The following is a 24,563-nucleotide window of genomic DNA, read 5'->3' on the forward strand; positions in this document are numbered from 1 at the left end:
CATTCAACTAAAAATTTCATGAGCACAATGGGCGAGGCTATACACATGCAGCCCTACCCCTCTCTCCTCACAAAGAGCATAAAGAATGACTAATCCTGTAATATTTAGGGTAAATGATGTCACTAGCTGGAGTAAGAGCTTTGAAAGCTACCAAGAAATACTAGATTTCTTCCAACTAGAGCTTAAGTACTGGGAAGAGTCAAAAAGCAACCTGACGCAAGCGGGCGATGACCTACACCCATACTTTCAGTCAGTTAATTATTTTCGAGTTATATTACATCACCTCGAATCCCTAGACGAAGATGAAACGAAAGACTGGGACGCCGCGAGGGCACAAAAATATTTAAGTCAGCTGAACAATCAAATCTCTCAGCTCAGACAACATTGGTTATGGAGCGGGCATTCTTTCACACCTAAATTTTTAGAATGCCATGAAACCTATGGAAAAATCGCCGCCAACGAATTCATCCATTTCCTTATTGGGTACAATGGTAATGATGCGAACAAACTCAAGGAAATTGGAAAAAATCTAGCCTATGAATATCTCGCTCAAGGATCAGAGACCACGTCCAGGGGAATCTTAGAGAGACAGTCAATTGCTCAAATTCAACAATCATTAGATCGAGCCACCAAGAAATTTATTAACAACTCCAGGGAAGCAATTGACAATTTTGAGGAGTGGAAAGCTAGCGCCTCCAGTCTTGCTTGGCGAATAAGCCTTAGATCCGCCAGACTGGAAAGGAAAATGATAAAAAGGCATGAGGGCTTCTTTGAAAACCTGATTTCCGACATTATCGGGCAGAGGGACAAAGCTGAAAAACGCCAATCAGAGCTGGAGCAGACATACCAAAATAAGCTCCGACTTGAAAAACCAGCAGAGTATTGGAACAAAGCAGCGAGACGTCATCGAGACCAAGCAGAAAAGTGGACTACCTGGCTAGTCGCCTCAGCAATCATCGGAATTGGGTCATTTACAGTATTCTTCATTTCCTGGCTTTCCGGCGTCCAGATTGGGATACAGTTCAACACCGTACAGGGGGTTGTACTTTTCGGATCAATCCTTGCAGCCTATGCATTTCTCATAAAGACCTTAGCAAAACTCTCTTTCAGCTCATTCCACCTTATGCGTGACTGCGAAGAAAGAGAGCAGTTAACCTACCTATACCTTGCGCTTATTAACGACGGCAAGCTCAACGAAAATTCGCTCCAAATAGTTCTGCAGTCTTTATTTAGCAGGTCTGACACAGGGCTCCTATCGTCCGACTCTAGTCCTACTATGCCAGGAGGAATAGCCGACTTGTTAAAGCTCACTCCCAAATAACCCATTCAAATGCAACCCGCAACCCTCCCAACACATTACCACAGGGGGCCCTTTTGGGGGCCCCTGATAAATTCACATGAAATGATGCATACAATATCAATACCTTAAAGACGTAGTTCAGTTGACGGAGGGCCCACCATTTTCTCCCCTGCACAGCACTTCCCCGCCAGCATGAATAACCTCTCACGGTAGCGCCAACTGAATCCCGATCTTGCTCGAGTATTAGCAGCTTGCCTGCCATGATAGGGGAAGCATATCTGCCCTCAAGGTTTTACCCTTACACCAGTGATCCGGTCACCCTGACCCCGAAATAAAGAGCCAGCGCTCATATCTAACTGGCACGATCACCTAAGTCCTTGATTTTCAGCGTAACTGAAATATGCTCAAGAGCTACACGGTGCTCTAGGCGAATCGAGCCACTGGCTATTTATCCCTGCTCGATATTTGTTCATTAGCGTGTGACTAATTGAAATTAAGAGAATTCCTAGCCTAAGGGCCCGATCGCCCCTAGAAATAGTAGCGAAAGAAATAGTGAGCCCTTCGCCCCAAGAAAGGCGATTGTTGTGTGTATTGCAGTTTTGGCACGGTCAAGTGCCCTCCGATCCAAGTGGGTAAGCGTTACAAGTAAAGGCATTTAACAAACGCAAGTTGTCGGACTGGTTTTCCGCGGCGTTCCAAACCAGCCACAAATGCGGGCGTTATGCAATTAGAGGAAAAGACGATAGTGGAAGTAGTTTTCTGGTTAGTAGCTGGGGTAATTGGAAGCGCAGTATTAGTCAAATTTGCGCACAACAAATCTCCTGAATCACGCCTAAATATTTTAGGCTGCGCGTTGATCATTGCTTCCTTCGTATACTTGGGCTTTTCTGTTCTAGCTTCGAATTTAATTTGGGTTGGAATTGAATCCGCAGGTGTGCTGATTTACGGTGCTTTTTTCGTCCTATCCAAAAGTCGTGGCGTCAACTTATTGGCCTTAGGCTGGCTTCTTCATCCTATATGGGACGTTGCTCTCCATTTGTTTGGTGTAGGCTCCAGCTTTGCCCCCGACTGGTATGCAATAATGTGTATTTCATTTGATATTACAGTGGCTTGTTACATAGTGATTCGAGCACGAGGTGAACATTTTCACAACAAAATCGTTTAAGATCGATTCAAAACACTTGGCATTTTTAGTATGCGTTGAGGTTAGTGGTTAGGATGCACTGTCAAGGCTTGAGGCTTGAGGCTTGAGAAAAAGGAATTGTGTTCAGTCTCACGACAAAGTAAAAAATCATCAAAGAGCGATGAGCCTCAGTCCTGAGTAAGCACAAACATAGCAATCACAGGCAATTTTCGCCGGCCCCTCGCGGGGCCTCTGCGGGGGTTATACGAAAATTTAGCTCTGAAATAATAAGTATCTAAAAAATGGAAGTTATAAAAAGTAAAGAATTCATTGCAGATCGGGCCTGGGGATCAAAGCAAATCGCCAACATGCAAGGAATAACCACAAAGCTCCACTGGACGGATAAGCCATATAAATGGCACGTAAACGATGGGGAAGAAGTCTTCGCAGTTTTAGATGGTGTAGTAGATATGCACTATCGCTTAAATGGTGCTGAAGAAATAGCCGTTCTGGAGGTGGGAGATATATTCTTCGCTTCTGTTGGTACGGAGCATGTGGCCCACCCAAGAGGTGAAGTGCGCGTACTCGTAGTTGAGAGCGAAGGCAGTGTATAAGAAGGCCGGACAATTTGCTACAGGCCTGCGGCCCTTCGCGGGACAGCTTACCTTGTGCATATGTTGCGCAGATCGCTGCACTCCCATTTTCGCACGAGGTTGATATGACCGCCTCCAGCCACATTCAAAATTCGGCAAAAAGCACCTAAGCTTTACAGACCCATGCCGCCTGGCAGCCGACATGTTAGCTGCTATCACGCTCCCAATCTCGTCGGAAGGAGAACACTATGCTCACTCTTAATGTCGAAACAACCTGCCGCCTCATCGACCTGGCGAAGGAATTTCATGCCCAGGAGGGGGTGAGCTTTCCCGACGAGCCGGATAATGCCAGTGGCGACTGGGCACGGCAGATCGTGGCCAGCCACGGGGGCGACAAGACTTTCCAGGAGTTCAAGTCCATCGTGGAGGACCTGGAGCCAGACCAGCAGCAGGAGCTGGTTGCGCTCCTGTGGTTAGGCCGCGAGGATTACAGCCTGGGGGAGTGGCAAGATGCGCTGGCGCAGGCTGCCGATGACTGGACACCGGAAACCGCAGAATACCTGGTCGGCCACCCGCTGCTGGCCAATTACCTTGAGAAGGGGCTCGAGCAGTTCGGCCATCGCTGCAACGAATAGCCGCTGTCGCCTGCACCTGGTCTCTCATAGCTGGCGGCCCGCCCGATATCTTCGGCGCGGGTATAGTCGAGGCGACTGACCGCACCCTCACTCATCTTTACCTTCTCTTTCCCGGAGCGCGGCTGGTTCTCGTATCTGATAATGCGGGGACCGAGCCAGTGGAGGCCTGCGGAAAAGTCCGGTACGCTAGCGCTAATATCCGCGCCAATTACACAGTACCTTGAGAGTCCAGACCGCAGGTAAAAAACGCGACCTGGTCTGCGCGTTAAAGGTAAGCATCTTAGTGCCAGCAAATATGTGCCTCATTACGAGCAAGCAATATGGCTTCAACACCTGAAATCCTCAATGCCAGCGCCAGCGCGATCCAGCTTGCACTGGCTCCCGCTTTCCTGCTGACCGGGATTGCCGGCATGCTCGCCGTAATGACCGGCCGCCTGGCCCGGATCATTGATCGCGGCAGGGCCCTGGCCGAAGGTGAGATTGACCCCTCGATGATTAAACCAGGTTCGATTGATGACGAGCTTCGAGCCCTTGATCGCCGGAGACACTATTCCAGCGTGGCAATTACAGCCTCCACGATTGCAGCCCTGTTACTATGCCTGGTAATCGCCATGCTGTTTCTCGGTGTGATGATTGATGCACCACTGGGCAGCGTCGTCGGCGCCCTGTTTGCTGCTGCGATGCTGGCGCTTATCGCCGGCCTGGCATTCTTTCTACGCGAGGTTCACCTGGCGATGCAGAGCATTCGCATACCGGACCTCAAGCTCGACTGAAGGTAGCCAGCCGGCCAGCCGGATTCGTCGTGGTTCCCTGACACCAATTACTCTTGTGCAAACTCTTGTTGACGAACCATATCTTCCAATACTATAGTTGCAAGTACCACCTATTTTAATGATGGCATCGATTCCTCATGTCTAAAGATCGACTACGCAAGCAGGGCACGGCCCTCTACCACGCTTTGTCACACCTGGTGCGCGTGTATCAGTCGAGAGACAGGGAGCACATCTGCTGTTATGACATTTCCATCACCCAATGTAACCTCCTTGAGGTGCTGCTGGACCACGGCGCAATGCGTCCGCTCAATCTGGCCCAGCACCTGATGCTAGACAAGAGCACTACCAGCCGGGTCGCAGAGACGCTGGTAAAAAAGAATTACGTCGCGCGTACCCCGGACCCGACCGATGGCCGGGCCCAGCTGATCGACTTGACCGAGAACGGGCGCGAGCTGGTGCTGAAAATCAGGGATGAATTGATTGAGGAAGAGATGGCAATACTGCGAGACCTGCCAAAGTCGGTCCAGGATGAGGCACCGGGGTTATTGATCAGGCTCGCCAAGGCCGCCCAGAAGCGGACCTCCTGCTGCGGCTAAAAAATTTTGACACTATAGTTGTCACTACCACCTATAGTTATCTAGAAGGTGACCTCCTAAATTAGATGGTAAACATATGAACGCGAACACTAGCCACCTGGTTCGCTCTGCCGAACCGGACGACGCCAAGGCGATTACTGCTATTTACAATCAGGGGATCGCTAACCGTACCGCAACCTTTGAAACAAGGGCGCGGAGAGTAGAAGAAATCGAGGAATGGCTGGCTCATTCCCACCGCTGGCCGGTACTTGTCTCTCAGTTGAATGGCGAGGTGGTTGGCTGGGCGGCACTCAAAGAGTATCGCTCGCGCCAATGCTACGCCGGTATAGCTGAATTTTCTATTTATGTGGATGAATGCCATCAAGGCAAAGGACTGGGCAAGCCCCTGCTGGATCAGCTGCTGGTTACGGCGAGGTCCAAAGGCTTCTGGAAGGTCTTGTCCAGAATTTTCACATTCAATAATGCCAGCCTGGCGCTGTGTAAAGCCTGCGGGTTTCGGCAGGTGGGAACCTATCAAAATCACGCAAATCTCGACGGGCGCTGGCTTGATGTCGTCATCGTCGAAAAACTGTTTTTAGAGAACCAAACCTGATTCGGGTTTTCACACAAGGAAAGGCATCATGAGCACTCCAGTATTCTCTCCTACCAACCACACCCGTTTGCCCGTGGCCATCATTGGCGCAGGCCCCGTTGGGCTCGCGGCGGCAGCACACCTTCTGGAACGCGGTATAGAACCGCTGGTTTTGGAGCAGGGCAATGAGGTCGGCCACTCCATTCTGAAGTGGGGGCATGTACGGCTCTTTTCCCCCTGGCGATACAACATTGACCAGGCGAGCCGGCGACTCCTGGCTGAACGCGAATGGCAGGAGCCTTGTCCCGATGAATTTCCGACCGGGACACAATTGGTAAAACAATACTTGCGGCCGTTGGCCGAGCATCCCGACATTGCATCGCGCCTGCTTTTAAAGAACAGGGCCATTTCTATAACCCGGAAAGGGTTTGACCTGTTATCCAGCGCGGGCCGGCATGGGGCTCCCTATGTGGTTCGGATTGAGCGGGGCGGGCAGGAGGAGGAAATTCTCGCTCAGGCGGTGATCGATGCCTCCGGGACCTACTTGACCCCGAACGTAGTGGGAGCCGATGGTGTTGCAGCAATTGGCGAGAAATCAAATGCTGGATCGATTTTTTACGGTATACCCGACATTCTCAACAAACAGCGCGAGCACTATGCAAACCGCCGCGTTCTGGTTATAGGCGCGGGGCATTCGGCTTTTAATGTGCTGCAAGATCTGGTGAAAATGGCCGAGTCGGAGCCGCAGACGGAGATACATTGGGCGATTAGAGGCGCTTCTCTCGACAGGATATTTGGCGGTGGCGAAAATGACCAGCTGAAAGAACGCGGGAAATTAGGCTTGGTTATCAAGAAACTGGTTGCCCAGGGAACAATTCACCTACATCTGGGGGTTCGCGTTGGGCGTATTACTCGCGGCGACCAAGGCCTTGTTGCTCACTCTGACAATGTGAGCTTACCTGCGGTCGACCAAATTGTCGCGGTGACCGGCTTCCGGCCAGACCTGTCGCTCTGCGATGAAATCAGGCTTGCACTGGACCCCGCAACACAGAGCCCGGTTGCACTGGCTCCCCTGATCGATCCTAACGAACATAGCTGCGGTACGGTAAGGCCTCACGGCGCCGACGAACTGAAGCACCCGGATGAGAATTTTTATATCGTGGGCATGAAAAGTTATGGCCGCGCGCCCACCTTCCTGATGCTGACCGGGTATGAACAGGTCCGCTCTGTGGTAGCGGCTATTGCGGGTGACTGGCAGGCCGCAAAGCAGGTCGAATTGGTGCTACCTGAAACCGGTGTTTGCCATACGCAGTTTTCGCCTCGCTTACTCCAAAAGCAGCCCCCCATAAATAAACTGCGGGACTCCGGCACCAGTAGCTGCTGTGCACCTGAGTGTTGTGCCTGAAACCGCACTTGCAGTAGAGCCCGCAGTAGGGCGCGCACTTATTGTTCGGTCGTACAGAGGCGGTTGGCGCCGGGCGCTCAACCCCCTCTTTGCGACCCTTTCTGCGACCAGAGTAATGCCTGAAACGCGCTAGCAAGGCGCCTCCGCTTACCGATCCAGGGTTCCGCGGGGCGGGTAGTCATTTTCCAGCACGAAGTCGACTGCCCCCAGGAGGTCCTCGATGCGTGGCCGCGCGAACGGGGCGGACTGTACATACGCCGCAAACAGGGTCTGGTCCGGCTTGATGATAAAGACGGCGGGCTCGCTGAACATCTGCGGCTCCTCTTCCTTGATGCTTTCCGAGAAGAACAGTCCCCAGTCCCTGGCCTGGTCTTCGGTCAGGCCGTAACCCACCGCCAGCTTGTCGATATCCCACTCTTCTTTGCTGCGTGAGGCGCGGTCCTGGCTGTCCATGCTCACCACAAAAACCTGGGTGCCCTTGTCCTCAAACTTACCCACATTCTTGTTGAGTTCTTGCAGGATGCTCTTGCAAATGGGGCAATGCAGCCCCCGGTAGAAAATCAGCAGGGTGAAATTCTCCGGCGTTTGTTTGGCCAGTTCCCAGCTGCCACCATCTGTGGTGCTGACAGACAAATCCGGTGCTTTTGCTCCCGGCAGCGGCGGTGTCGATCTGCTACTCATATTCCCTGTCCCTTGGCTTTGAAAGTTTTCCCCGGCTCATGTTGCAACCAGCCCTCTCGCGGTAAGCGGTAGAAACCTGTCGGCGGATCAATTGCTGGAAACCGTGTCCACGGTTCCCTCGGACAGGTTCCCACCCACTCTCCCCATGTGGGGCAGCACGGGCCAGAGTATTGTAGAAGACGGAATACCCCCTACCCGCTCGTGGCGGCTTTACCGCCGGGCGGCGCAGCACCCGAGCTCAGTAGCCGGTCATCTCCAGGTAGCCCTCACCCCTGTGGCTGCCGCCGACAGTCACCGGACCCTCCCAGTAGCGGAAGCTGCCGGGGTTCCAGTAATCGCCGTCCCAGGAGCGCACCTCCAGCTCTAGCCCGGCGCCGGGCACCTGTAGGCGCCATTCCACCGGCACCCTGCCGTAGCGGGTGTCCCGGTATGCGAGCGGCGCGAGGCTGAATTCATTGGGATCCAGCGTGCGGGCGCTGCCGTCGGCGGCTACCAGGGTGCCGGCGAAAAAGTCTTCGGTGCCGCGGATGCGGAACAGCATCAGGTGGCGACCGTCCTGCAGGTGCAGCGCCAGCCAGTCCCACCCCTGCTGGTCCGGCTGCAGGTACTGGCTGCTCCATTCCCGGTCGAACCAGCCCCGCCCCTTCACCCGGAATTTCTTGCCAGCCAGCGTCACCTCGCCCTCGCTCACGCGTAGCGGGTAGCTGAAGTACATGGAGCCGCCGCCACCGGCGGACTTGGCGCTGAAACCGCGCTCGCCGTGCAGCACGGCGGGCAGTTGTGGCTCCAGCTGCAGGCGATAGGCGAAGTCGTCGCTCTCTACCGCCAGGGCCCACCGATTAGCCCCGGCGCTGCCCAGCTGCCAGTGATCGATCCAGGCGGTAAATGGCTCGGCCTTCACGCCGGCCTGGCCGGTTCCGCCGCGGGCGCTGCGGGATTCGAAGCGGTGTTCGCCCGGCCGGCTCAGGGCGGCGTGGGCCAGCCAGATTTCCTCGCGGCGCCAGCCCGGCTCATTCGTTTCGAACGGGCCGGGCTTCACACCCATGCGAAACAGGGTCCACTGCACGCCGAAGCGCTCGTCGCTCTCATCATTCTCGCTATGCAGGTTGGCGGTGAGGTACCACCACTCCAGGCGGTAGCGCCGGTGCGGGCCCAGGTCCCGTGGCAGTTTCACGGTGGTGCCCGGCGTCGCCTGGTGAAAGCCCGCGGGCGGCTCACTCATGGCGCCGATGGACGCGTCGCGCCCGGCCGGCTCACCGCAGCCGGCCAGCAATAACACCAGCAGCAGTATTGGCCCCGCCCTATTCATTCTTGAGGGTCTCCAGTCGCACCGGGTCCCGCATCAGCGCGCCCACCACGGCGCCGATCAGCAGGCAGGCCAGCCACACCTGCAGCCAGAAACCCGGGTAAAGATACAGCGGCAGCGCCCAGCCAAAGGCAGCGGGGTTCACGCCGGCCACCAGCACCCAGCTGAGGAAAATTCCCAGCGGCGTCGCCAGTATTCCCTGCAGGCCGGTGACCAGCATGCTGTGCACAATCAACCGGTGTCGCAGCTGCCGCCGCGGCACCCCGTAAACGTGCAGCAACGTATAGCTGCGCTGGCGCAGCCGGAATATCACCACCCCCATCAGCGCCAGCGCCGTACCGGCCAGTGCCAGGGTCAGGCCGTTTAGCAGCCTGGTCATCTGGAAGGTGCGGGCGAAGGCGGTGTTGGCGGCCTGCTTCAGGCCCGCCTGGTCCCGCAGGCGGCTCCCGGCCAGCCAGGGGTATTGCGCCGGCCAGTCGCGCCAGCCGGAATCCGCGTCCGCCACACCCAGTACAAAAGTCGTATAGCGCCCGGGCAGCGCGTCGGGCACCGCGCCGACCGGCAGCAGCAGCTCGCCCTCGGGGCGACCGTAGTCGGCGTAGATACCGATCACCGAGCGCGTCAGCGGCTGCGCCCCGAGGACAAAGCGGATCTCGTCACCGACGCCCAGCGACTGCCGGCGGGCCAGCTGCTCGTTCACCAGCACGCCCTGTTGCGACAGGGCGGCCCAGGGCCGGGGCACGGCATCCAGGAAAGGCCAGTCCCGCAGCAGCGGCGAGGCCGGATCCACCGCCAGTACATCCACCGACCTGGCGCCGAGCAGGCCGCGGCCGCGCACCATGGGCAGCACCGTGTTCACCCCGGGCAGGTCGCGCAGCCGCCCGCTCCAGTCCGCGGGGTCCACCGGGCGGCCGGGGTCCAGGTACAGGTCGCCCTGCAGGCGCTGGTCCAGCCAGCGGGCAAAGGTGGACTCGAACCCGGTGACCATGGCCTGCACGCCGACGGCCGCGGCGATCGCAAATGCCAGCGCCACCAGCGGAAGTTGCAGCAACCGGCAGAGCGCGCGCATTTCCGCGCACGACCATTCCAGCAGCGGCCGGCGGCTGTGGCGTTCTGCCCGGGCCAACAGGCGGTCCAGCAGGCCCGGCAACAACAGGCCGGCGCCGGCCAGGCAGCCGGTGGTGGCGACGAATATCAGCCAGAGTTTCTCCGCTGCCAGCAGCGCAGCCAGGGAAACCGCTATCAGCAGCAGGGGCACCAGTGAGCCCGCCCACGGCCGGCGCCGCCCGCCCATCCGCGCCGCGCGCTTCTCTCCATTGCGACCATTGCGACGCAGCATCAGCAGGTCGAGCGAGGCCCAGCCCACCACTATTGCCAGGATCAGTACCATGCCGAGCCAGGTCTCCGCCGCGGGCGGGCGCTGCGCCAGGGCCTCCACACTGAAAAGACCGCTCAGGGTCCAGCGGAAGCCCCCGGCCATGGCCGATGCCAGCATCCCTCCCAGCCAGACACCGACGCTGCCGCCCACCAGGGCCAGTAAAAGTACCTCCGTGGCCAGTACCAGCCGCAGCCGCGATACCTGCACGCCGAGACGCACCAGGATCTCCAGGGTGCGGCGCCGCTGCTCCAGCGCAAAACGGTAGATGCTGCGCACCAGCAGCGCAGCCACCAGCAGCGCCAGCGCGCCCAGCGCATCGAGGTTCAGCAGGAAGGCCTCGACCAGGGAATCCGGCTCGACACCATAGTCTTCTACCCGCGTACGGTAGCCGGGCGGCAGCGACCGTGTTTCCAGTTCTGCTGCCGGCAGCAGTATCTCGAGCTGCGCGCGCCCGGCCGGGGCCAGTTCAGCGGCCACGGCGATATCGGCCAGCAGGGTTCCCGGCGGGACCCCGCCGGCCTGTTCGAGCCGGTAGTCAGCGGCACCCGGCAGCGACAGCTCGCGCCAGCGGGCCAGGTCCGCGGCACTACCGAGCAGCAGCGGCCGGTCGAGGTCGGCCATCAGTTCATCGATCGCTTCCTCCAGCAGTGGCGCCCCGCCACTGTACTGGCGCAGGCAAGCGGCGGTGAAAGGGTCGATCCCCACGAGTTCCGGTGCCTCAGGGGCCGGGAAGTACACCTGTAGCCGGGGCGAGGCGCAGAGCCCCGCCCGGCGCAGGCGGGCAAAATCGTCCACGTCGACCGCCCGGCCGTCGACACGCACCACGACCAGGCGCGGCTCCAGTGCGGCGCGGGACTGGGCAACGGCCTCCTCGGCGCGGCCGGTCAGCGAGCGCACGCCGCTCCAGAGCATGGCGGCGCACACCAGGATCAGCAGCAGGCCCGCCAGCTGCCCCGGGTGGCGACGGTAGTGGCTCAGGAAGACAGTGCCGAGTCCCATGGCTCCAGGGCTCCCTGCCGCAGCTCCAGCACCCGGTCGCAGCGCCGGGCCAGCTCGGTGTTGTGGGTGACGATAAGGGCGCCCAGCGCCCGCTCGCGGATGGCGTCGAAGAACAGAGGCGCCACCCGGGCGGCGGTGGCCTGGTCGAGGCTGCCGGTGGGTTCGTCGGCGAGAATCAGCTCGGGCTCCATGGCGAAGGCGCAAGCCAGCGCCGCCCGCTGGCGCTGGCCGCCGGAAAGCTGGTCGGGATAGCGGTTGGCGGTGGCGGTGATATCCAGGCGCTCGAGCAACGCCTGGCCGGCGTGCTCCTGCAGGCCGGCGAGCCCGGCGCGAAAGGCAATGTTGCGGGCGACGGTGAGGGTGGGAATCAGGTTGCCGTCCTGGAACAGGGTGGCGATGCGCGTTCGGCGCAGCTCGGCCCAGCGGGCCTCGCCCAGCTGCGCCTGGTCCATGCCGAATACGCGCAGCTCACCGCTGTCCGGTGGCAGCAGGCCGTTCAGCAGGTTCAGCAGCGTGCTCTTGCCCGAGCCCGAGGGCCCGACCACGGCCACCGCCTCGCCGCGCCGCAGTTCCAGCGACAGTCCGCGCAGCACGCTGACCTGTTCGCGGCCGTTGCGGTAGGAGCGGTTGAGATCCCGCGCCTGTACCAGGATGTCGTCCATAGCATTCCCTGTCCGGGCCGCTCCCGATTCGCGGCTGGTGCCAGTGTTGCCTCCCTGCCAGGCCCGGCCGCGCCTAGGCGGAGTGCAGGGGGCGGTCGTCCTCCGGGGGCGGCTGCCGGCGATCTTCCTCCAGCGAGCGCTGGATGGCTGCATCCAGTTCCTGCAGTGCGCGGCGCAGTTCCTCGGCGGATTGTTCCATGGCCTCGGACGCCCGCTCGCCCAGTTCCTGCTGTGCCTGTCCCAGCTCCTCCAGCATGCGCTCCATCTGTGTATTCACTTCGTCAGCCGAGTCATTGAACTGGCTGGAAAACTCTTCGCCGAGCCGCTCGAGCTCGTTGAACAGGTCGCCGATCGCACCGCCACTGAAACTCCGGGTGGTGCGTTTATAGTCAACCAGCCACGCGCCGTCGCGGCGCACCAGGTAGGTGACAAGGGAGCGGCTGCGCTCGCGCGCCCCCTGCTGGCGGGCGAGTTCCGTCTCTACGATGGCCTCGTCGCCGTCGATGACCACCCTGCCCCAGGCCAGCTGGTAGCCCGCCCACTTGCTGCCGAAGCCGTCGTAGCCATCCGGGTCGGCCAGCGTCGAGTACCGGGCGACATCGCGGCGGTCGTCATCGATGACCGCCTCCCAGAAGGCCGTGGTTACCTCCTGGGGGGTTTCCGGCCCCGAACAGGCCGACAGCAGGGCGGCGATGCAGGAGAGGAGGAAAAGGCGAAGGTACTGGATTCTCATACGCGGATGGCTGCTCGATAGTCGGTGAGAGGTTATGCCTGGCGTGTCCCCGCCGGGCTGGGGAACCGCGATTATAAATCAAGCGGCCGGCGTTTTCGTGCATGCCTTCGGCAGCATCACTCCGCCCGGTAGGGATACTGGTTGATGAAATTTCCCACCGGCGCGTAATTGCAGGCGACGTAGGTCTTGTACCACCGGCCGGCCCGGCACTGGTAGGAGCCGCAGCCCACCGCCTTCGGCAGCCGGTTGCCGGCGCTGTCGAAGACCTCGGTCGAGTTCCAGATCACCTGGGTGTAGTGGCCGACCATTGGCCCGCGGGTGCGGAATCGCCGGTATCGATAGTCAGCCGCCTCCGACACCCACAGGTCCACGGCCCGGGCGATCGCGTCCCTGCCCGGAGGGAACCCGGTCGACGCAGTGTGGGAGAAGACGGCCAGGTTCTCGCCGACATGGGTGTAATTCCTGTTGCCGCCGTTGGCGTGGTAGTCGCGCACGCGATTGCGGTTGTGCTGCATGGCATCCCGCTCGCACATGTGCCTGGCCCAGTTGAAGGCGGTAACCGCGAGCGCCCGGTCGTGCACCAGCATGTCCACCGGTGGCAGGGGTTTGGGGCTGTTGGGCAGCTTGCCGCGGTTCAGCCGCTGGCGGACCTGGTTGTGCAGGCGCACCGCCGGGCAGCTGTCGCCCTCCAGGCACAGGCCCGGATGGGTTGCCCCGGAAGCGGCGGGGCCCGCCGCAGCGGGTGCGGCGGCGATTGCGCCGGCCAGCAACAGGGACAGGATCAGGCCGGTGGCCGGTAACTGTTTCATTGCGATTCCCCGAACTACTGTTGTCTTCACTCTGATCGATGCCGGCTGGCGCAGGTTCCCCGGCAGGGCGGCCACGCACAGCACGGCATCCCGTTCCGCCTGCACGGGCAGGATGCGCGAAGCTGGTCTAGAGTCAGGATAGTTGGCGCGATTTTTTGTGCCCGGTGTTTGTGCCCGGCGATGGCTGCTGGAGGTTTCCCGGATGAACTGGTACTTCAAGGTCCTGAGAAAATATGCCGTGTTCAGCGGCCGGGCGCGGCGCAGCGAATACTGGTTTTTTTTCCTCTTCAACCTGCTGTTCACCCTGATACTGACCGCGATCGATATCTCGCTGGATTTCTACAACGCCGAGGCCGGCATCGGCGTGCTCAGCGGAATCTACGCCCTGTTTGTGCTCATCCCCTCCATTGCCGTCACCGTGCGGCGGCTGCACGATACCGGTCGCACCGGCTGGTGGTTCCTGATCGTGCTGGTGCCGGTGCTCGGCGCCCTGGTGCTGCTGTTTTTCATGGTGCTGGATAGCGAGCGCGGCACCAACGAGTTCGGGCCCCACCCGAAAAACCCGCTGGAGGATTCTCTCTAGTCCCGCTGAGGGCTCTCTTTAGTCCCGCTAAGGGCTTTCTCCAGTCCCGCCGAAGGCTCTCTTTAATCCCGCTGAGGGCTCTCTCTAGCCCCGGTCCGGTAATTCCGGCCCTTCCCGGGAGGAGCGGCGGAACTGCTGTGGCGTCGCGCCGAAGCGCCGCTTGAACTTGCTGCACAGGTGGGCGCTGTCGGTGAACTCGCAGCGGTGGGCAATATCCGCGATACGCAATTCCGTGTACGCCAGCAGGTGCGCGGCGTGTTGCAGCTTCCGGTCCAGCAGGAAGTCCTGGTAGCGCAGGTTCAGCGTGCGGTGGAACAACCGCGAGAAGTGGCTGCGGGAGATACCGCAGAGGGCGGCGGCATCATCCAGCGGCAGCGTCAGCTGGCGGCTGTCGCGAAAGTGCTCGAGCAATGGCCGCAGCCGCGTGATGGCAGGCGCGGGCACCGCAGGCGCGCCTGCCCCCGCCACTAGCTGGGCCAGGTTGTGCAGCAGCAACTGCACCAAGCGATCGCCCGGGTGCAGCTGGCCCGGCTCCCGCCCGAGGTCGCAGCACCAGTCCAGCAACATGGCCAGGCGCTCCATACTGCGGTTGTCAGGCCGCTGCAGGAAAGGTCCCTCCGCCCGCAGGGCGCGCGCGTCCTGTGCGTCCAGCTGCAGCGGGTCCAGTTGCAGCAGGAAGAAATCCTGTGCCGCGCCTTCCAGGTGCAGCTCATGCACCGTCAACGGCGGCAGGAACAGCACGCTGCCGTCGCCGATATCCAGCGGCTCGCCGTCAAGCAGGGCACGGCCGCAGCCGCGCAGGAACACCAGCACCTCCAGCAGGCCATGAACATTCGGCCCGACTGACAGCAGCTCATCCGCGCCCCGCTGGCAGCGCAACACCCGCAGCGGCTGCCCCGGTGGCAGCTCGGTGTTTTCGGCCCAATATGCGCTGTGCATGGTGGTTTGCCTCAGAGGGTGGCGAGGCTTGCCAGTAGCGTGAGTAGCACCCCGGCGCCCAGCAGGCCGCTGTAGAGCACGCCGATTACCACATATTTGCACACCGTGAGCGGCCAGCCCTGGCCGTAGACCCGCTTCTGCATCAGCAGCAGGTAAACCGGCATCCAGAGTACCAGCGCGGTTGACAGCCATCCGGCCGTATTCGATGCCAGAGGGACACTCGCCGCCAGCGAGACCTCGAGAGAGGACAGCAAGGTCAAAAGTATCAATCCCAGAAACAGGAACGCGTGACTGTGAAGTGCTACGATGACGTGTTCCATATACAGCCAGCGTCGGTATATGTAGAGCAGCCACAGCAGTAGCGAGAAAACCGGCAGCAGCACGATCAACACTGGTGGGATATTGCGTAAGAAGGCATCCTTCAACCGGTCGGGACGCTCCAGCGCCACCTTGAAATTTGCATTCATCCGGTCCACTTTTTGTTCCAGCCATTCCTGCGCGGGCCATCCCTCGAAGGTCACATCGGAGTGAACCTCTTTGTCACAACTTCCGTCCCGGTCGCAGGTTGGCTGCAGGGCTGGCTCAAGGCTCGTCCATTTCACCGGCGTGTTCTTGGGCGGCGGCTCGCCGTTCAATTCCGCAATGCGATAGGCGGCCGCCGCACTGATACTCTCGCGGGCGGTATCAAAACTGCTGGCGACCAGGCCACTGGCGGCCAACGGGTCCGCCGGGGCCTTTTCGCTCGCCTTGTCCAGCTCTGCCAGCATTTCCGCGCGCAGGTTCTCTACTTCCGTCACGGTGGCGGCCTTGCTGAAGCGCTCTTCGCTAAGTTCGGCGATCTTGATGTTGCCATCGGTATTAATGGCCAGCCGCATAAGAAATACGGCTGCAAGGGACAGGAAAATAAACAGGCGCACCGGGCTGACGTAACGCACCCGGCGGCCGGCAAAATACTCCCGCGACAGAAAGCCAGGCCGTATGAGCAACGGCCCTACGGTCCGCCACACCCTGGAATCAAGGGCGAGCAGGGTGCTGAAGAAATCACTGAGGATACCCGGCAGATGGCGGGCCAGTCCGTCACGGGACTGGCCGCAATGATAGCAGTGCGCGCCCAGCAGGGGGGTGCTGCAGTTTGCGCAGGCCGGTGATTGCTCGGCGGCCATGGGAAGCCTGTGCCTCTCGACGGTCTCTTCGCTGCTTGAGTTCGGGATTACTTCGGTTTCCATTTTTCGCTTTTACTTATCATTATTCACAAGCTTATTGCAGGCCGCCTGGCCTGTTCCCTCCTGCGCGGTATTCTTATCACACGTAGCCTTATATGACTGGTACGGGATCAGAGAGAGGCGAGACTCGCCAGCACGGTGAACACCACCGCGACCACCAGCAGGTAGCTGTAGATAAGGCCGAACAGCGAGAATTTAATGATGGTGACCGGCCAGCCCTGCCCGTACACCCGCTTCTGCATCAGCAGCAGGTAGAGCGGTATCCACACCGACAGGGCAACGAATAGCCATCCGGCCAGGCTCGCCGCCAGCGGCAGGCTCCCCTCCAGCCATTCCTCCAGCGAAGACAGCAGGGTCAGCAGGACCAGCCCCAGGAACAGGAAGGCGTGGCTGTGCAGCGCAACGATGACGTGCTCCATGTACAGCCAGCCGCGGTACAGGTAGAACAGCCATAGCAGCAGCGCGAACACCGGCAGCAACAAAATCAGCAACGTGGGGATATTGCGGAAGAAGGTGTCCTTGAAGCGGTCGGGGTTCTCCATTGCCACCTTGAGGTTGGCATTGATGGAGTCGGACTTTTCCTCCAGCCATTCCTTTGCGGGCCAGCCCTCGAAATCGACGTCGGCCACCACCCTCGGCGTGCAGTCGTCTTCTGCTTCACAGGTCCCGAGCAGCAGGGCCTTGGGCTCGGGCTGCGCCACCGGTGCGGCCCCCTCGGGCAACGGCTCGCCGGTCAACTCTGCGATGCGCGCGTCAGCAGCGGAATTGAGCTTGTCGCTGACGGCGTCGAGAGCGCCGATGGCCAATTCATTCCCGGCATCCTGGCGCGTCCGGTCCAGCTGGGCCAGCATTTCCGTTCGCATTCGTTCCACCTCCGCCACCGTGGCGGCATCGTCGAAACGGCTCTCCTGCAGCTGGGCGCCATCGACACTGATTGCCACTCGCATCAGGAACACCGCCGCCAGGGACAGGAAGATGAACAGGCGCACCGGGCTGACGTAGCGCGCCCGGCGACCGGCGAAATACTCCCGCGACAGGAAGCCCGGTTTCGCGAACAGGGGCCCAAGGGTGCGCCACACCCTGGAATCGAGTGCCAGCAGGGTACTGAAGAAATCACTCAGGATACCGGGCAGGTGACGCACCAGGCTGTCCCGTGACTGGCCGCATTGGTAGCAGTGCGGCCCCAGTAAAGGCGTGCCGCAGTTGGCACACGCGGGCGGCTGCTCCGCAGGGACGGGCGGGCTGTGGCTTTCAGCAGCCTCTTCGCCGGTGGAGTTCGGGAGTACTTCGGTTTCCATCTGTCTCTTTTACTTATTGTCAGTCAGGTATATCGCGTGCCAGCCGGCGCACACCCGGAAGGCCCGGGCATGCGCCTGTTACGGCAATCTTATTACAGCACTTCAGCAATCCTGCAGGAAGCGCGCTATGGTCCGCAGGCCGTGGCCCTTGGCGCCCTGGGCCCACTGGTCGTTGGCAGACGGCAGGTAGGAGCCGGACAGGTCAATATGCACCCAGTTCCGGCCGGTGTCGCGCACGAAGCGCGCCAGGAAAGCCGCCGCGGTGGAGGCGCCGGGACTGCCGTCGATACCCACGTTGGCGATCTCGGCAAAGCCGGAGGGGATCTGTTCCAGGTGGAAGCGCTCCAGCGGCAGGCGCCAGGCCTTCTCGTGCTCGGCGGCGGCGGCGTCCAGAACCCGCTGGGCGGTCTCGTCCTCGAAACTCATGACGGAGTTGAAGTCGCGCCCCACCGCCATCTTGGCGGCGCCGGTCAGGGTGGCCGCGTCGAGAATCCAGCGCGGTTCCTGCTCGGATGCCGCGATCAGGCCGTCCGCCAGCACCAGCCGGCCCTCGGCGTCGGTGTTGAGGATTTCCGCAGTCACGCCATTCTTGTAGCGGATGATATCCCCCAGCTTGAAGGCGTGACCGGAGATCAGGTTCTCCGCGCAGCACAGGTACAGCTTGATGCGCTTGTCGAGGCCGCGGGCGATCGCCAGGGCCAAGCCGCCACTGACCATCGCCGCGCCACCCATGTCGGACTTCATTGTCGCCATGTTGCTGGATGGCTTGATGCTGTAGCCGCCGGAGTCGAAGGTGATGCCCTTGCCTACCAGGCAGGCGTCCACCGGCGCATCGGGGTTACCGGTGGGGTTGTAGTCCAGCTGTAGCATGGCGGGCTCGCGCACACTGCCGCGCCCCACAGTGTGGATACCGGCAAAGCCTTCCTGCAGCAGGGTATCGCCGGCGATGATCTTGTAAGTGACCGCGTCCGGCGCCAGCTTCTGCAGCATGGTGGCGGCGCTCTCGGCCAGCACCCGGGGGGATACATCCTCCGGGGTGCCGTTGGTGATTTCGCGCACCCAGCGCGCGGCGGCCTCGCGGGCCTCCAGTTCCTTCAGCTGCTTGCCCGCGGCCAGGCCCCAGTCGAGGCGGTTGTCGCGCAGGGGATTGTAGTAGCCGGCCCAGAATGCCCAGCGGCTCTCCAGGTCCCAGCCGTCACCGGCCAGGGCCACTGCCGGCACGCCCATGCCGTCGAGGCGACGCGCCGCCCGCTGGGCGGCCACTACCACGCCACCGTTTGCCTCAGTGGCGTGCACCGTGGCGGTGGCACCGGAGAAACTGAGCAGGGCCTTCTCTCCCCATGCCTCCGCCGCGGCGCCCTGTTCCAGCTTGACCTGCATTACTTTCGTCATAGAACACCTTGTTGTGAATTGGCTTACAGTAAGTTCCATCAATTTTGCGCAACATTCTAACAGGTGAGCGCACCGCTGACGGAGGCCTGCCCCTCGGTGGCGGACAACGCCGGGCATCGGGTTCCCACCTCCGTGATCGAATCCAGGAAACCAGTATGGCAGTCGTCTGCAACTACCACCCCGGCACCCGGGCGACGCACAAGTGCGATCGCTGCCAGCGGCATTTCTGCCTGACCTGTTTCCCCGGCGCGGCGGCTAACCCCGCGCAGTGGCGCGAGCGGACGCTGCGCTGTCCCATCTGTCGGCGCCCCCTGGCCGAGTGCGGTCCAACGCCGTTGGCCCGGGTTCTGTGGGAGCGGCTGGGGAAATTGCTGCGCAGCCTGATCCACCCGGTTCCCCTGCTGTTACTGGGCCTGGCAGTGGCAACCGGCCTGCTCCTGCCGCAACCGCACCGGTGGCTGCTGTGGCCTCTCTGCACCACGGCCCTGCTGCTGGCCGGCCTGTTCCCACTGCTCCGGCGCCGGGCTGCGCCGGCGGCAGCGTCCCCGGTGCCGCGCAAGGCACCGCGTGGACGCACGGCAGTGGCAGGGGATACCGACCGCGACGACGCACTGTCCCGGGTAAAAATCCTGACCATAGAGGGCGATTACAACGGCGCCCGGCGGGTGCTGATGGACGCGCTGCGCCAGTACCCCAACGACCCGGAGGTGAATGAGCGTTACTACCGGCTGCTGCTGGCCGCGAAAGACACCCGGTCGCTGCGCGAGCTGGCACCGCACCTGCTGGAGAAACTGGTGCGCCTGGACCGCGCCCACAAGGCCGCCAAATTTTACCTCGCCACCAATCCGCGGCCGGCCATCGACAGGTCCCACCTGCGGCACGCGCTGGCGGAGGCGCTGTTCCGCCAGCGCAAGTTCCGCGAGGCCGCGCAGCTGCTGAAAAACCTCCACCGGGAGGACAAGCATTACCGGCGCCTAGACGCCGCCTACCTGCTGCTGGCGCGGGTGTATCTGGAGGGACTGAAAAGGCCCGGCGACGCCGCCCGCCTGCTGCAATTCCTGCACCGGCATTTTCCGCAGAGCCCGCTGGCCCGGCAGGTCCAGGCCCTACAGCAGCGCTTGGTGAACTCCCGGCAGCCCGGATGAACCAGGGGCCGGGTTAAAGGCTTCCAAGTGGGGGACAAAAAGAACTTTCAGCACGCGGGAGAAAGACTGCCCTGGGCCCGGATGAAAAGAGCCCTGAGTAGCTGGGGGATGAAGAGCCGATAGCGAACCTTTCGCGAACGGACAAGGCCTTCAGCGGGCGCCCGCAAGCTTTCTGGCAGGTCAGTCCGCGGCGCCGGCCGGCTGGGTCAGCCGCAGTATTTCGCGTGCGCGGACTTCCTCGCCCAATCGTCGGTAATGCTCCACCAGGGCCATCCCCAGCCGGGGCAGCAGCGGGTGCTCGACCTGCTGCCGGTTGAGCCGGTGCAGCAGGTCCTCCAGCCAGTCCCAGTTTTTTTCCCGCGCGGCACGACGGGCCAGCAACAGGCAGGCCCGGTCGGTCAGCGCCCGGGGACGGCTGGTCGCCTCGAGGTAACGGTAGTAAGCAGTGGCGATACTGCGCCCGTCCACGCCGGCCTCTTCCGCCAGCCCGAACAGGGACAGGTTGGCACGATGATAGGCCTCGCTGTCGGGATTCACCGCATTGAGGTCGATAGCCAGCTCGATCAGTGCCACTGAATGGGGGAACTGGCGCAGCGCCGCCATGGCCGCGCGCGCGGCCTCCTCCGGGCGCCCTTCCTCGCGCAGGTGATCGATGCGCTGCAACGCGTGGCTCTCGCCGGAGGGCAGGCCAGCCTCCCCGTCTCTGCTCTCGACCGGCAGCGTATGGATGCCGCCGCGGCGGGTGACATACACCAGTGCCGCGACAAAACCGGCCACCAGGCCACCGAGGTGGGCCCAGTAGGCAATACCCGCATCGCCGTAGAGGTACCCGAAGAGCTCCTTGCCCAGCCACAGCGGCAGGACCAGCAACGCGGGGAAACTGAACTCCCCGAACATGAACCCCAGGGTGTAGAAAAGCCGCAAACGCCGGACCCCGTACACCGCCACGAACATGCCCACCACCGCCGACACGGCGCCCGACGCGCCCACCATCGGCGCGGCGCTGCCGGGGTCCACCAGCATGTGGAGTGCGGCGGCGGCCAGGCCGCCGAGCAGGTAAAAGGCGGCGAGCCAGACACCGCCAAGCACCAGCTCCACCGACAGGCCGAACAGGAGCAGGAACAGCATGTTGCCGATCAGGTGATCCCAGCTGCCGTGAAGGAACATATGGCCAACCAGGCCCGCCGGGTGGGGATCCGCGGGCACCAGCCCCAGCGCCAGCGTGCTGACCCGGTCGCGCAGGTCTGCGAAACGCTTGCGCTGTGCCAGCCATTCCACCTCACCCTCACTGGCGAGCTGGGGCAGCAGCCAGTGGTGGAACTCGATATTCCACAGCATCTCCCGGTAAACGAAATCCTCCCCCATGGCATCCACCTGGACGCGCCACTCGGGGTGTTCCTCGTTGACATAGATCAGGAAGCGCTGCTCTTCGAGTACCGGCAGGTCACTGGAGAAATAGTAGTTTTCCGCCTTCTGCCAGCGCTCTTCATCCCCGCCCTGGTAAAACACGAACATCAGCACGTTGATCGCGATCAGGGCAAAGCACATCAGCGGCGGCCGGCGCCAGTCGGGCTTGTTCTGGACGGGAATGATCAGCAAAAGGTTATCCTCGCGGCGCGCCCTGTCTGGAAGGGAACTATTTACTCATTCTTGCGGCCAAATGTGGCCGGAAAGTTCCATAGGCCTCCAGCTCATAAACTGCAGGATCGGGGCGTCGGCGTCAATTGAAAGCGAGACTGGCACGGGCGACAAGGTCACGAAGTGGCCCGGCTTCCGCCCCGGCGGCGCGTATTCCTGCTTCGCACATTAGCAAACCCGCTTGGGATATTTCACCTATTTCTTGGGACATGCCATTCATGGCACAAAGAGGGGAACACTATTCCTTTTCAGGCCGCTCGAGGGGTACCCGAGGCTCCCAGCTGCGCACATGGATGTCCCGCTGCGGGAAGGGCACCTCGATACCGCGCTGGTTGAATTCGCGCAACAGTTCGAGGTTGTAGAGGGCGTAGGGGTCGTCCAGGGGCGACACCATATTGCTGTTAATCCACACCACCAGCTTGAAGTTCAGCGCGCTGTCGCCGAACTCCATCAGCCAGACCTCGGTCTTGCGGCGCCAGTCGGTGTGGGTGATGCTGACCCGTTCGGCGGCCTCCATCGCCGCCTCGCGCACCGCATCCGGGTCCGAGCCGTAGGCCACGCCGAACGGAATATGGATGCGGCGTACCGGATCGTCCAGGGTGTGGTTGATCACGCGCCCGGCGACGAACTCGCTGTTCGGTACCAGGATGTCAATATTGTCTCGCGTGGTGATGCGGGTGGAACGCACGTTGATATCGCGGATGCGCCCGAACACCCCCGATTCCAGCTCCACCAGGTCCCCCACCCGCAGTGGCTGCTCGAACAGCAGGATCAGGCCGGAGATGAAATTGGAAAATATCGCCTGCAGGCCGAAGCCGATACCCACCGACAGCGCGCCGGCCACCAGCGCCAGCTTGGTGGTATCCAGACCCAGCATCACCAGCGTAGCCAGCAGCGCGATACCGATGATGCTGTAGTGGAGCACCCGCCCCAGGTTGTACATGGAGGATTCGCTGGCCTTCTCCCTGGCCACCAGCCGGTTGAGGAACCTGCGCATGAGACCGGAAACCATAAAGGCGCCGATCAGCACCAGCGCGATTTTGGCGACCAGCCTCAGGGTGACGGGATTTTCGGCGATGCTGAACAGCTGGTAATTGGCCAGGTTGCGCCAGCCGCTGACCAGCTGGTTGCCCAGGTGCCCGGTGCGCTCGCGGAGGGTGGCCCACCAGCCCTTGCGCTGCTGGAACACATTCAGCTGGGCTCGCTGGTAGCGCAGGACGTCTTCCACCAGTTCATCCACACGGGTGACTGCACTGCTGACCTGCTCAAACGCCTTCCACCAGCGGCGCATCGCGTCGCTGTCTTCCGTCACCCATCCCACTACCTGGCGCTGGCGCACGTTGAGTTCCCGCAGCGTCTTGTCCGCCAGCTCGCGTGCGTCCTCGACCAACTCGCGGCTCGCTACCAGCCTGGCTTCTTCATCTTCCGGCGCGAGCGCGCGGTTCATTGCCTGTAACTGCTCCAGCTTGCGCATTTGCAGTCGCTGCGCCATCGCCGACAGGCGCAGTTCCATTAGTTTCAGTTCCCGCTCCATGCGCAGGCTTGCGTCGGCAGAGCGGAAACGGGTCTCGGCGAGCTTGTCCTCCCGCCCGGTGATCTCCCCGATCTGCTGTTCTTTCTGCTCGATGTCCTCCTGCAGTTTCTTGCCCGCAGTGGCGCTGTAAGTGAGGGTGGCGAGCATTTGATCCAGCTGCTGCCCGGCCAGCTCGATCTTCTCCTGCCAGGTATCCACCTGCTCGCCGATGGTGGCGCGGCGCTCGATCACATCCAGGTGGCGCACCTGGGCCAGGAAAAGTTTCAGCGCGACAATCTGGGCACCGGCTTCGTCGTCGCCCTGTTCACGCATTATCACCACCTGCTGGCGCAACTCCTCGAGTGAACGGGCCAGGGTCTCGTCGAGCTTCTCGGCCTCCAGCTTCATGCTGGCCAGCTGCTGTTGCGCCCGCGCGATAATCGCGTCGGCGGCCGCCCACTGCAGGACAGTGGGGTTCTGGGGGTACTCGATCCCCGGAAGCACGCGGATTTTCTGGTATTCCCGGAACCTCTGCCAGGTGTTGTCGATATCCTCAAACGCGGTATCGATATTCTTGACGAGCTCCCGCACAGACTCGCTATCAGGTAGCTTCTCGCGCCGCTCGCGCCAGGCCTCCTCCAATTCCCCGAGCCACTGTTCCCGCTGCTCACGCGTGGCGTCAGGCCAGCCAGTCCACCAGTCGGCAGAGGGCGCATCAAATTCCGGAATGACGGGCTCGAATTCTTTCGGTTTTTTGGTCCCGGGAAGCTGCGCCAGCGCCTCACAAGCCAATAACAACAGCAACAGGAGAATGAAAATACAGGTGCGCCGGGGCGCCAGTGAAGCTCCGCCACCGGGGATGTACGGGCGAGATAAAGCGGGGTCACCCACCATAACCTTGTTTCAATCCATGAAGGGGCCGGGCACGAAGACATGCGTATCTGGTGCACCTGCGGGCTGGCACGCGCACTCAGTTATCAGTGTAGCCGGCCCGGCTCAGGGGTAATCGCGCGCGCCGGAAGGCGGTCGCGGCTGTCCCGGTCACGTACTCGCGGTCGCGGTAGTTCGGGCGCAACGAGCGGCTCTGGGCGCACCAGGAGTTCCTGCGCACCGTAGGGCAGGCTGTCGATCCGCTGCTGGGCTATGGCTGCAGCGGCGAGGAAAAGACAGGGGGCGCAGTAAAGCAGAACGGCGGGTAACCGCATGGCCGGCCCTCGAAATGGCTGTGTCTCTCCTCGGCCTAGAAGTTATTTCGCGCCAGCGATCCC

General features: G+C 61.5%; 22 protein-coding genes and 1 pseudogene. 11 read left to right on the top strand and 12 right to left on the bottom strand.

Going from position 1 to position 24,563, the window contains the following annotated elements:
* Positions 1-85 precede the first annotated feature (85 nt).
* The 9 genes and pseudogenes from BLT26_RS12365 to BLT26_RS12400 all read left to right on the top strand — a co-directional run bounded on the left by BLT26_RS12365 (position 86) and on the right by BLT26_RS12400 (position 6,996).
* Positions 86-1,321, top strand: a complete 1,236-nt coding sequence (locus tag BLT26_RS12365) for a DUF6161 domain-containing protein (protein ID WP_091514653.1) — start codon at positions 86-88, stop codon at positions 1,319-1,321.
* A gap of 547 nt (positions 1,322-1,868) precedes the next feature.
* A pseudogene (locus tag BLT26_RS16760) lies at positions 1,869-1,949 on the top strand (hypothetical protein); the annotation flags it as partial.
* Between the two features lie 96 nt (positions 1,950-2,045).
* Positions 2,046-2,465, top strand: a complete 420-nt coding sequence (locus tag BLT26_RS12370) for a DUF6010 family protein (protein WP_091515227.1) — start codon at positions 2,046-2,048, stop codon at positions 2,463-2,465.
* A gap of 260 nt (positions 2,466-2,725) precedes the next feature.
* The gene (locus tag BLT26_RS12375; protein WP_091514656.1) at positions 2,726-3,037 is read left to right on the top strand and encodes a cupin domain-containing protein; all 312 of its coding nucleotides are present in this window, start codon (positions 2,726-2,728) and stop codon (positions 3,035-3,037) included.
* A 227-nt stretch (positions 3,038-3,264) separates the two neighbouring features.
* Positions 3,265-3,651, top strand: a complete 387-nt coding sequence (locus BLT26_RS12380) for a DUF3775 domain-containing protein (protein WP_091514660.1) — start codon at positions 3,265-3,267, stop codon at positions 3,649-3,651.
* Between the two features lie 320 nt (positions 3,652-3,971).
* The gene (locus BLT26_RS12385; protein ID WP_091514663.1) at positions 3,972-4,424 is read left to right on the top strand and encodes a DUF2721 domain-containing protein; all 453 of its coding nucleotides are present in this window, start codon (positions 3,972-3,974) and stop codon (positions 4,422-4,424) included.
* Between the two features lie 137 nt (positions 4,425-4,561).
* Entirely contained in the window at positions 4,562-5,020 is a 459-nt protein-coding gene (locus BLT26_RS12390) for a MarR family winged helix-turn-helix transcriptional regulator (protein WP_091514665.1), read from the top strand.
* A gap of 76 nt (positions 5,021-5,096) precedes the next feature.
* Positions 5,097-5,612 (top strand): arsinothricin resistance N-acetyltransferase ArsN1 family A, encoded by a 516-nt coding sequence (locus BLT26_RS12395; RefSeq protein ID WP_091514668.1) that lies wholly within the window; start codon positions 5,097-5,099, stop codon positions 5,610-5,612.
* A 28-nt stretch (positions 5,613-5,640) separates the two neighbouring features.
* Positions 5,641-6,996 (top strand): FAD-dependent oxidoreductase, encoded by a 1,356-nt coding sequence (locus BLT26_RS12400; protein ID WP_091514672.1) that lies wholly within the window; start codon positions 5,641-5,643, stop codon positions 6,994-6,996.
* Positions 6,997-7,143: 147 nt separating this feature from the next.
* Here BLT26_RS12400 and BLT26_RS12405 read toward each other — a convergent pair whose 3' ends face one another.
* From BLT26_RS12405 to BLT26_RS12430, 6 genes are all read right to left on the bottom strand, one after another.
* Positions 7,144-7,677, bottom strand: a complete 534-nt coding sequence (locus BLT26_RS12405) for a redoxin domain-containing protein (RefSeq protein ID WP_091514676.1) — start codon at positions 7,675-7,677, stop codon at positions 7,144-7,146.
* A gap of 238 nt (positions 7,678-7,915) precedes the next feature.
* Entirely contained in the window at positions 7,916-8,986 is a 1,071-nt protein-coding gene (locus BLT26_RS12410; RefSeq protein ID WP_091514679.1) for a lipocalin-like domain-containing protein, read from the bottom strand.
* Positions 8,979-11,360, bottom strand: coding sequence for an ABC transporter permease (locus tag BLT26_RS12415; protein ID WP_091514682.1), 2,382 nt, complete (start codon positions 11,358-11,360; stop codon positions 8,979-8,981). Before BLT26_RS12415 ends, BLT26_RS12410 begins: the two co-directional genes overlap by 8 nt.
* Positions 11,336-12,022 carry an ABC transporter ATP-binding protein gene (locus tag BLT26_RS12420; protein ID WP_091514686.1) on the bottom strand — a complete coding sequence of 229 codons (687 nt, stop codon included), beginning with the start codon at positions 12,020-12,022 and terminating at the stop codon, positions 11,336-11,338. Before BLT26_RS12420 ends, BLT26_RS12415 begins: the two co-directional genes overlap by 25 nt.
* 73 nt (positions 12,023-12,095) lie before the next feature.
* A complete protein-coding gene (locus tag BLT26_RS12425; RefSeq protein WP_091514688.1) occupies positions 12,096-12,755 on the bottom strand; it encodes a hypothetical protein in 660 nt (219 codons plus the stop codon).
* 116 nt (positions 12,756-12,871) lie between these two features.
* Positions 12,872-13,564: a CAP domain-containing protein gene (locus BLT26_RS12430; protein ID WP_091514691.1), complete on the bottom strand. Its 693-nt coding sequence runs from the start codon at positions 13,562-13,564 to the stop codon at positions 12,872-12,874.
* Between the two features lie 202 nt (positions 13,565-13,766).
* Between BLT26_RS12430 and BLT26_RS12435 the strand changes: the two genes are divergently transcribed.
* Entirely contained in the window at positions 13,767-14,147 is a 381-nt protein-coding gene (locus BLT26_RS12435) for a DUF805 domain-containing protein (protein ID WP_091514694.1), read from the top strand.
* 84 nt (positions 14,148-14,231) lie between these two features.
* Here BLT26_RS12435 and BLT26_RS16505 read toward each other — a convergent pair whose 3' ends face one another.
* The 4 genes from BLT26_RS16505 to pepB form a co-directional block, all read right to left on the bottom strand.
* Positions 14,232-15,086, bottom strand: coding sequence for a helix-turn-helix transcriptional regulator (locus BLT26_RS16505; RefSeq protein WP_175453111.1), 855 nt, complete (start codon positions 15,084-15,086; stop codon positions 14,232-14,234).
* 11 nt (positions 15,087-15,097) lie between these two features.
* Positions 15,098-16,312 (bottom strand): DUF3667 domain-containing protein, encoded by a 1,215-nt coding sequence (locus BLT26_RS12450; RefSeq protein ID WP_091514698.1) that lies wholly within the window; start codon positions 16,310-16,312, stop codon positions 15,098-15,100.
* 107 nt (positions 16,313-16,419) lie between these two features.
* Positions 16,420-17,607: a DUF3667 domain-containing protein gene (locus BLT26_RS12455; protein ID WP_091514701.1), complete on the bottom strand. Its 1,188-nt coding sequence runs from the start codon at positions 17,605-17,607 to the stop codon at positions 16,420-16,422.
* Between the two features lie 102 nt (positions 17,608-17,709).
* A complete protein-coding gene (gene pepB / locus BLT26_RS12460) occupies positions 17,710-18,999 on the bottom strand; it encodes an aminopeptidase PepB (protein ID WP_091514706.1) in 1,290 nt (429 codons plus the stop codon).
* Positions 19,000-19,154: 155 nt separating this feature from the next.
* Here pepB and BLT26_RS12465 point away from each other — a divergent pair, with 155 nt between their 5' ends.
* Positions 19,155-20,144: a tetratricopeptide repeat protein gene (locus BLT26_RS12465; RefSeq protein WP_091514710.1), complete on the top strand. Its 990-nt coding sequence runs from the start codon at positions 19,155-19,157 to the stop codon at positions 20,142-20,144.
* Between the two features lie 180 nt (positions 20,145-20,324).
* Here BLT26_RS12465 and BLT26_RS12470 read toward each other — a convergent pair whose 3' ends face one another.
* Positions 20,325-21,743: a rhomboid family intramembrane serine protease gene (locus tag BLT26_RS12470; RefSeq protein ID WP_091514714.1), complete on the bottom strand. Its 1,419-nt coding sequence runs from the start codon at positions 21,741-21,743 to the stop codon at positions 20,325-20,327.
* A 277-nt stretch (positions 21,744-22,020) separates the two neighbouring features.
* Complete coding sequence (locus tag BLT26_RS12475) at positions 22,021-24,189, bottom strand: mechanosensitive ion channel domain-containing protein (protein ID WP_091514718.1); 2,169 nt, start codon at positions 24,187-24,189, stop codon at positions 22,021-22,023.
* Between the last annotated feature and the right edge of the window lie 374 nt (positions 24,190-24,563).

Origin of the sequence: Microbulbifer yueqingensis (assembly GCF_900100355.1) — a bacterium.
In the GTDB taxonomy this organism is placed as follows: domain Bacteria; phylum Pseudomonadota; class Gammaproteobacteria; order Pseudomonadales; family Cellvibrionaceae; genus Microbulbifer; species Microbulbifer yueqingensis.

What these genes read in the sequence shown, in the direction of transcription:
- BLT26_RS12395 (WP_091514668.1), top strand. Translation starts at nt 5,097, where the DNA reads ATGAACGCGAACACTAGCCACCTGGTTCGCTCTGCCGAACCGGACGAC.
- BLT26_RS12420 (WP_091514686.1), bottom strand. Translation starts at nt 12,022, where the DNA reads ATGGACGACATCCTGGTACAGGCGCGGGATCTCAACCGCTCCTACCGC.
- BLT26_RS12430 (WP_091514691.1), bottom strand. Translation starts at nt 13,564, where the DNA reads ATGAAACAGTTACCGGCCACCGGCCTGATCCTGTCCCTGTTGCTGGCC.
- BLT26_RS12465 (WP_091514710.1), top strand. Translation starts at nt 19,155, where the DNA reads ATGGCAGTCGTCTGCAACTACCACCCCGGCACCCGGGCGACGCACAAG.
- BLT26_RS12450 (WP_091514698.1), bottom strand. Translation starts at nt 16,312, where the DNA reads ATGGAAACCGAAGTAATCCCGAACTCAAGCAGCGAAGAGACCGTCGAG.
- BLT26_RS12475 (WP_091514718.1), bottom strand. Translation starts at nt 24,189, where the DNA reads ATGGTGGGTGACCCCGCTTTATCTCGCCCGTACATCCCCGGTGGCGGA.
- BLT26_RS12410 (WP_091514679.1), bottom strand. Translation starts at nt 8,986, where the DNA reads ATGAATAGGGCGGGGCCAATACTGCTGCTGGTGTTATTGCTGGCCGGC.
- BLT26_RS12400 (WP_091514672.1), top strand. Translation starts at nt 5,641, where the DNA reads ATGAGCACTCCAGTATTCTCTCCTACCAACCACACCCGTTTGCCCGTG.
- BLT26_RS12375 (WP_091514656.1), top strand. Translation starts at nt 2,726, where the DNA reads ATGGAAGTTATAAAAAGTAAAGAATTCATTGCAGATCGGGCCTGGGGA.
- BLT26_RS12380 (WP_091514660.1), top strand. Translation starts at nt 3,265, where the DNA reads ATGCTCACTCTTAATGTCGAAACAACCTGCCGCCTCATCGACCTGGCG.
- BLT26_RS12385 (WP_091514663.1), top strand. Translation starts at nt 3,972, where the DNA reads ATGGCTTCAACACCTGAAATCCTCAATGCCAGCGCCAGCGCGATCCAG.
- BLT26_RS12365 (WP_091514653.1), top strand. Translation starts at nt 86, where the DNA reads ATGACTAATCCTGTAATATTTAGGGTAAATGATGTCACTAGCTGGAGT.
- BLT26_RS12425 (WP_091514688.1), bottom strand. Translation starts at nt 12,755, where the DNA reads ATGAGAATCCAGTACCTTCGCCTTTTCCTCCTCTCCTGCATCGCCGCC.
- BLT26_RS12415 (WP_091514682.1), bottom strand. Translation starts at nt 11,360, where the DNA reads ATGGGACTCGGCACTGTCTTCCTGAGCCACTACCGTCGCCACCCGGGG.
- pepB (WP_091514706.1), bottom strand. Translation starts at nt 18,999, where the DNA reads ATGACGAAAGTAATGCAGGTCAAGCTGGAACAGGGCGCCGCGGCGGAG.
- BLT26_RS12390 (WP_091514665.1), top strand. Translation starts at nt 4,562, where the DNA reads ATGTCTAAAGATCGACTACGCAAGCAGGGCACGGCCCTCTACCACGCT.
- BLT26_RS12455 (WP_091514701.1), bottom strand. Translation starts at nt 17,607, where the DNA reads ATGGAAACCGAAGTACTCCCGAACTCCACCGGCGAAGAGGCTGCTGAA.
- BLT26_RS12405 (WP_091514676.1), bottom strand. Translation starts at nt 7,677, where the DNA reads ATGAGTAGCAGATCGACACCGCCGCTGCCGGGAGCAAAAGCACCGGAT.
- BLT26_RS16505 (WP_175453111.1), bottom strand. Translation starts at nt 15,086, where the DNA reads ATGCACAGCGCATATTGGGCCGAAAACACCGAGCTGCCACCGGGGCAG.
- BLT26_RS12435 (WP_091514694.1), top strand. Translation starts at nt 13,767, where the DNA reads ATGAACTGGTACTTCAAGGTCCTGAGAAAATATGCCGTGTTCAGCGGC.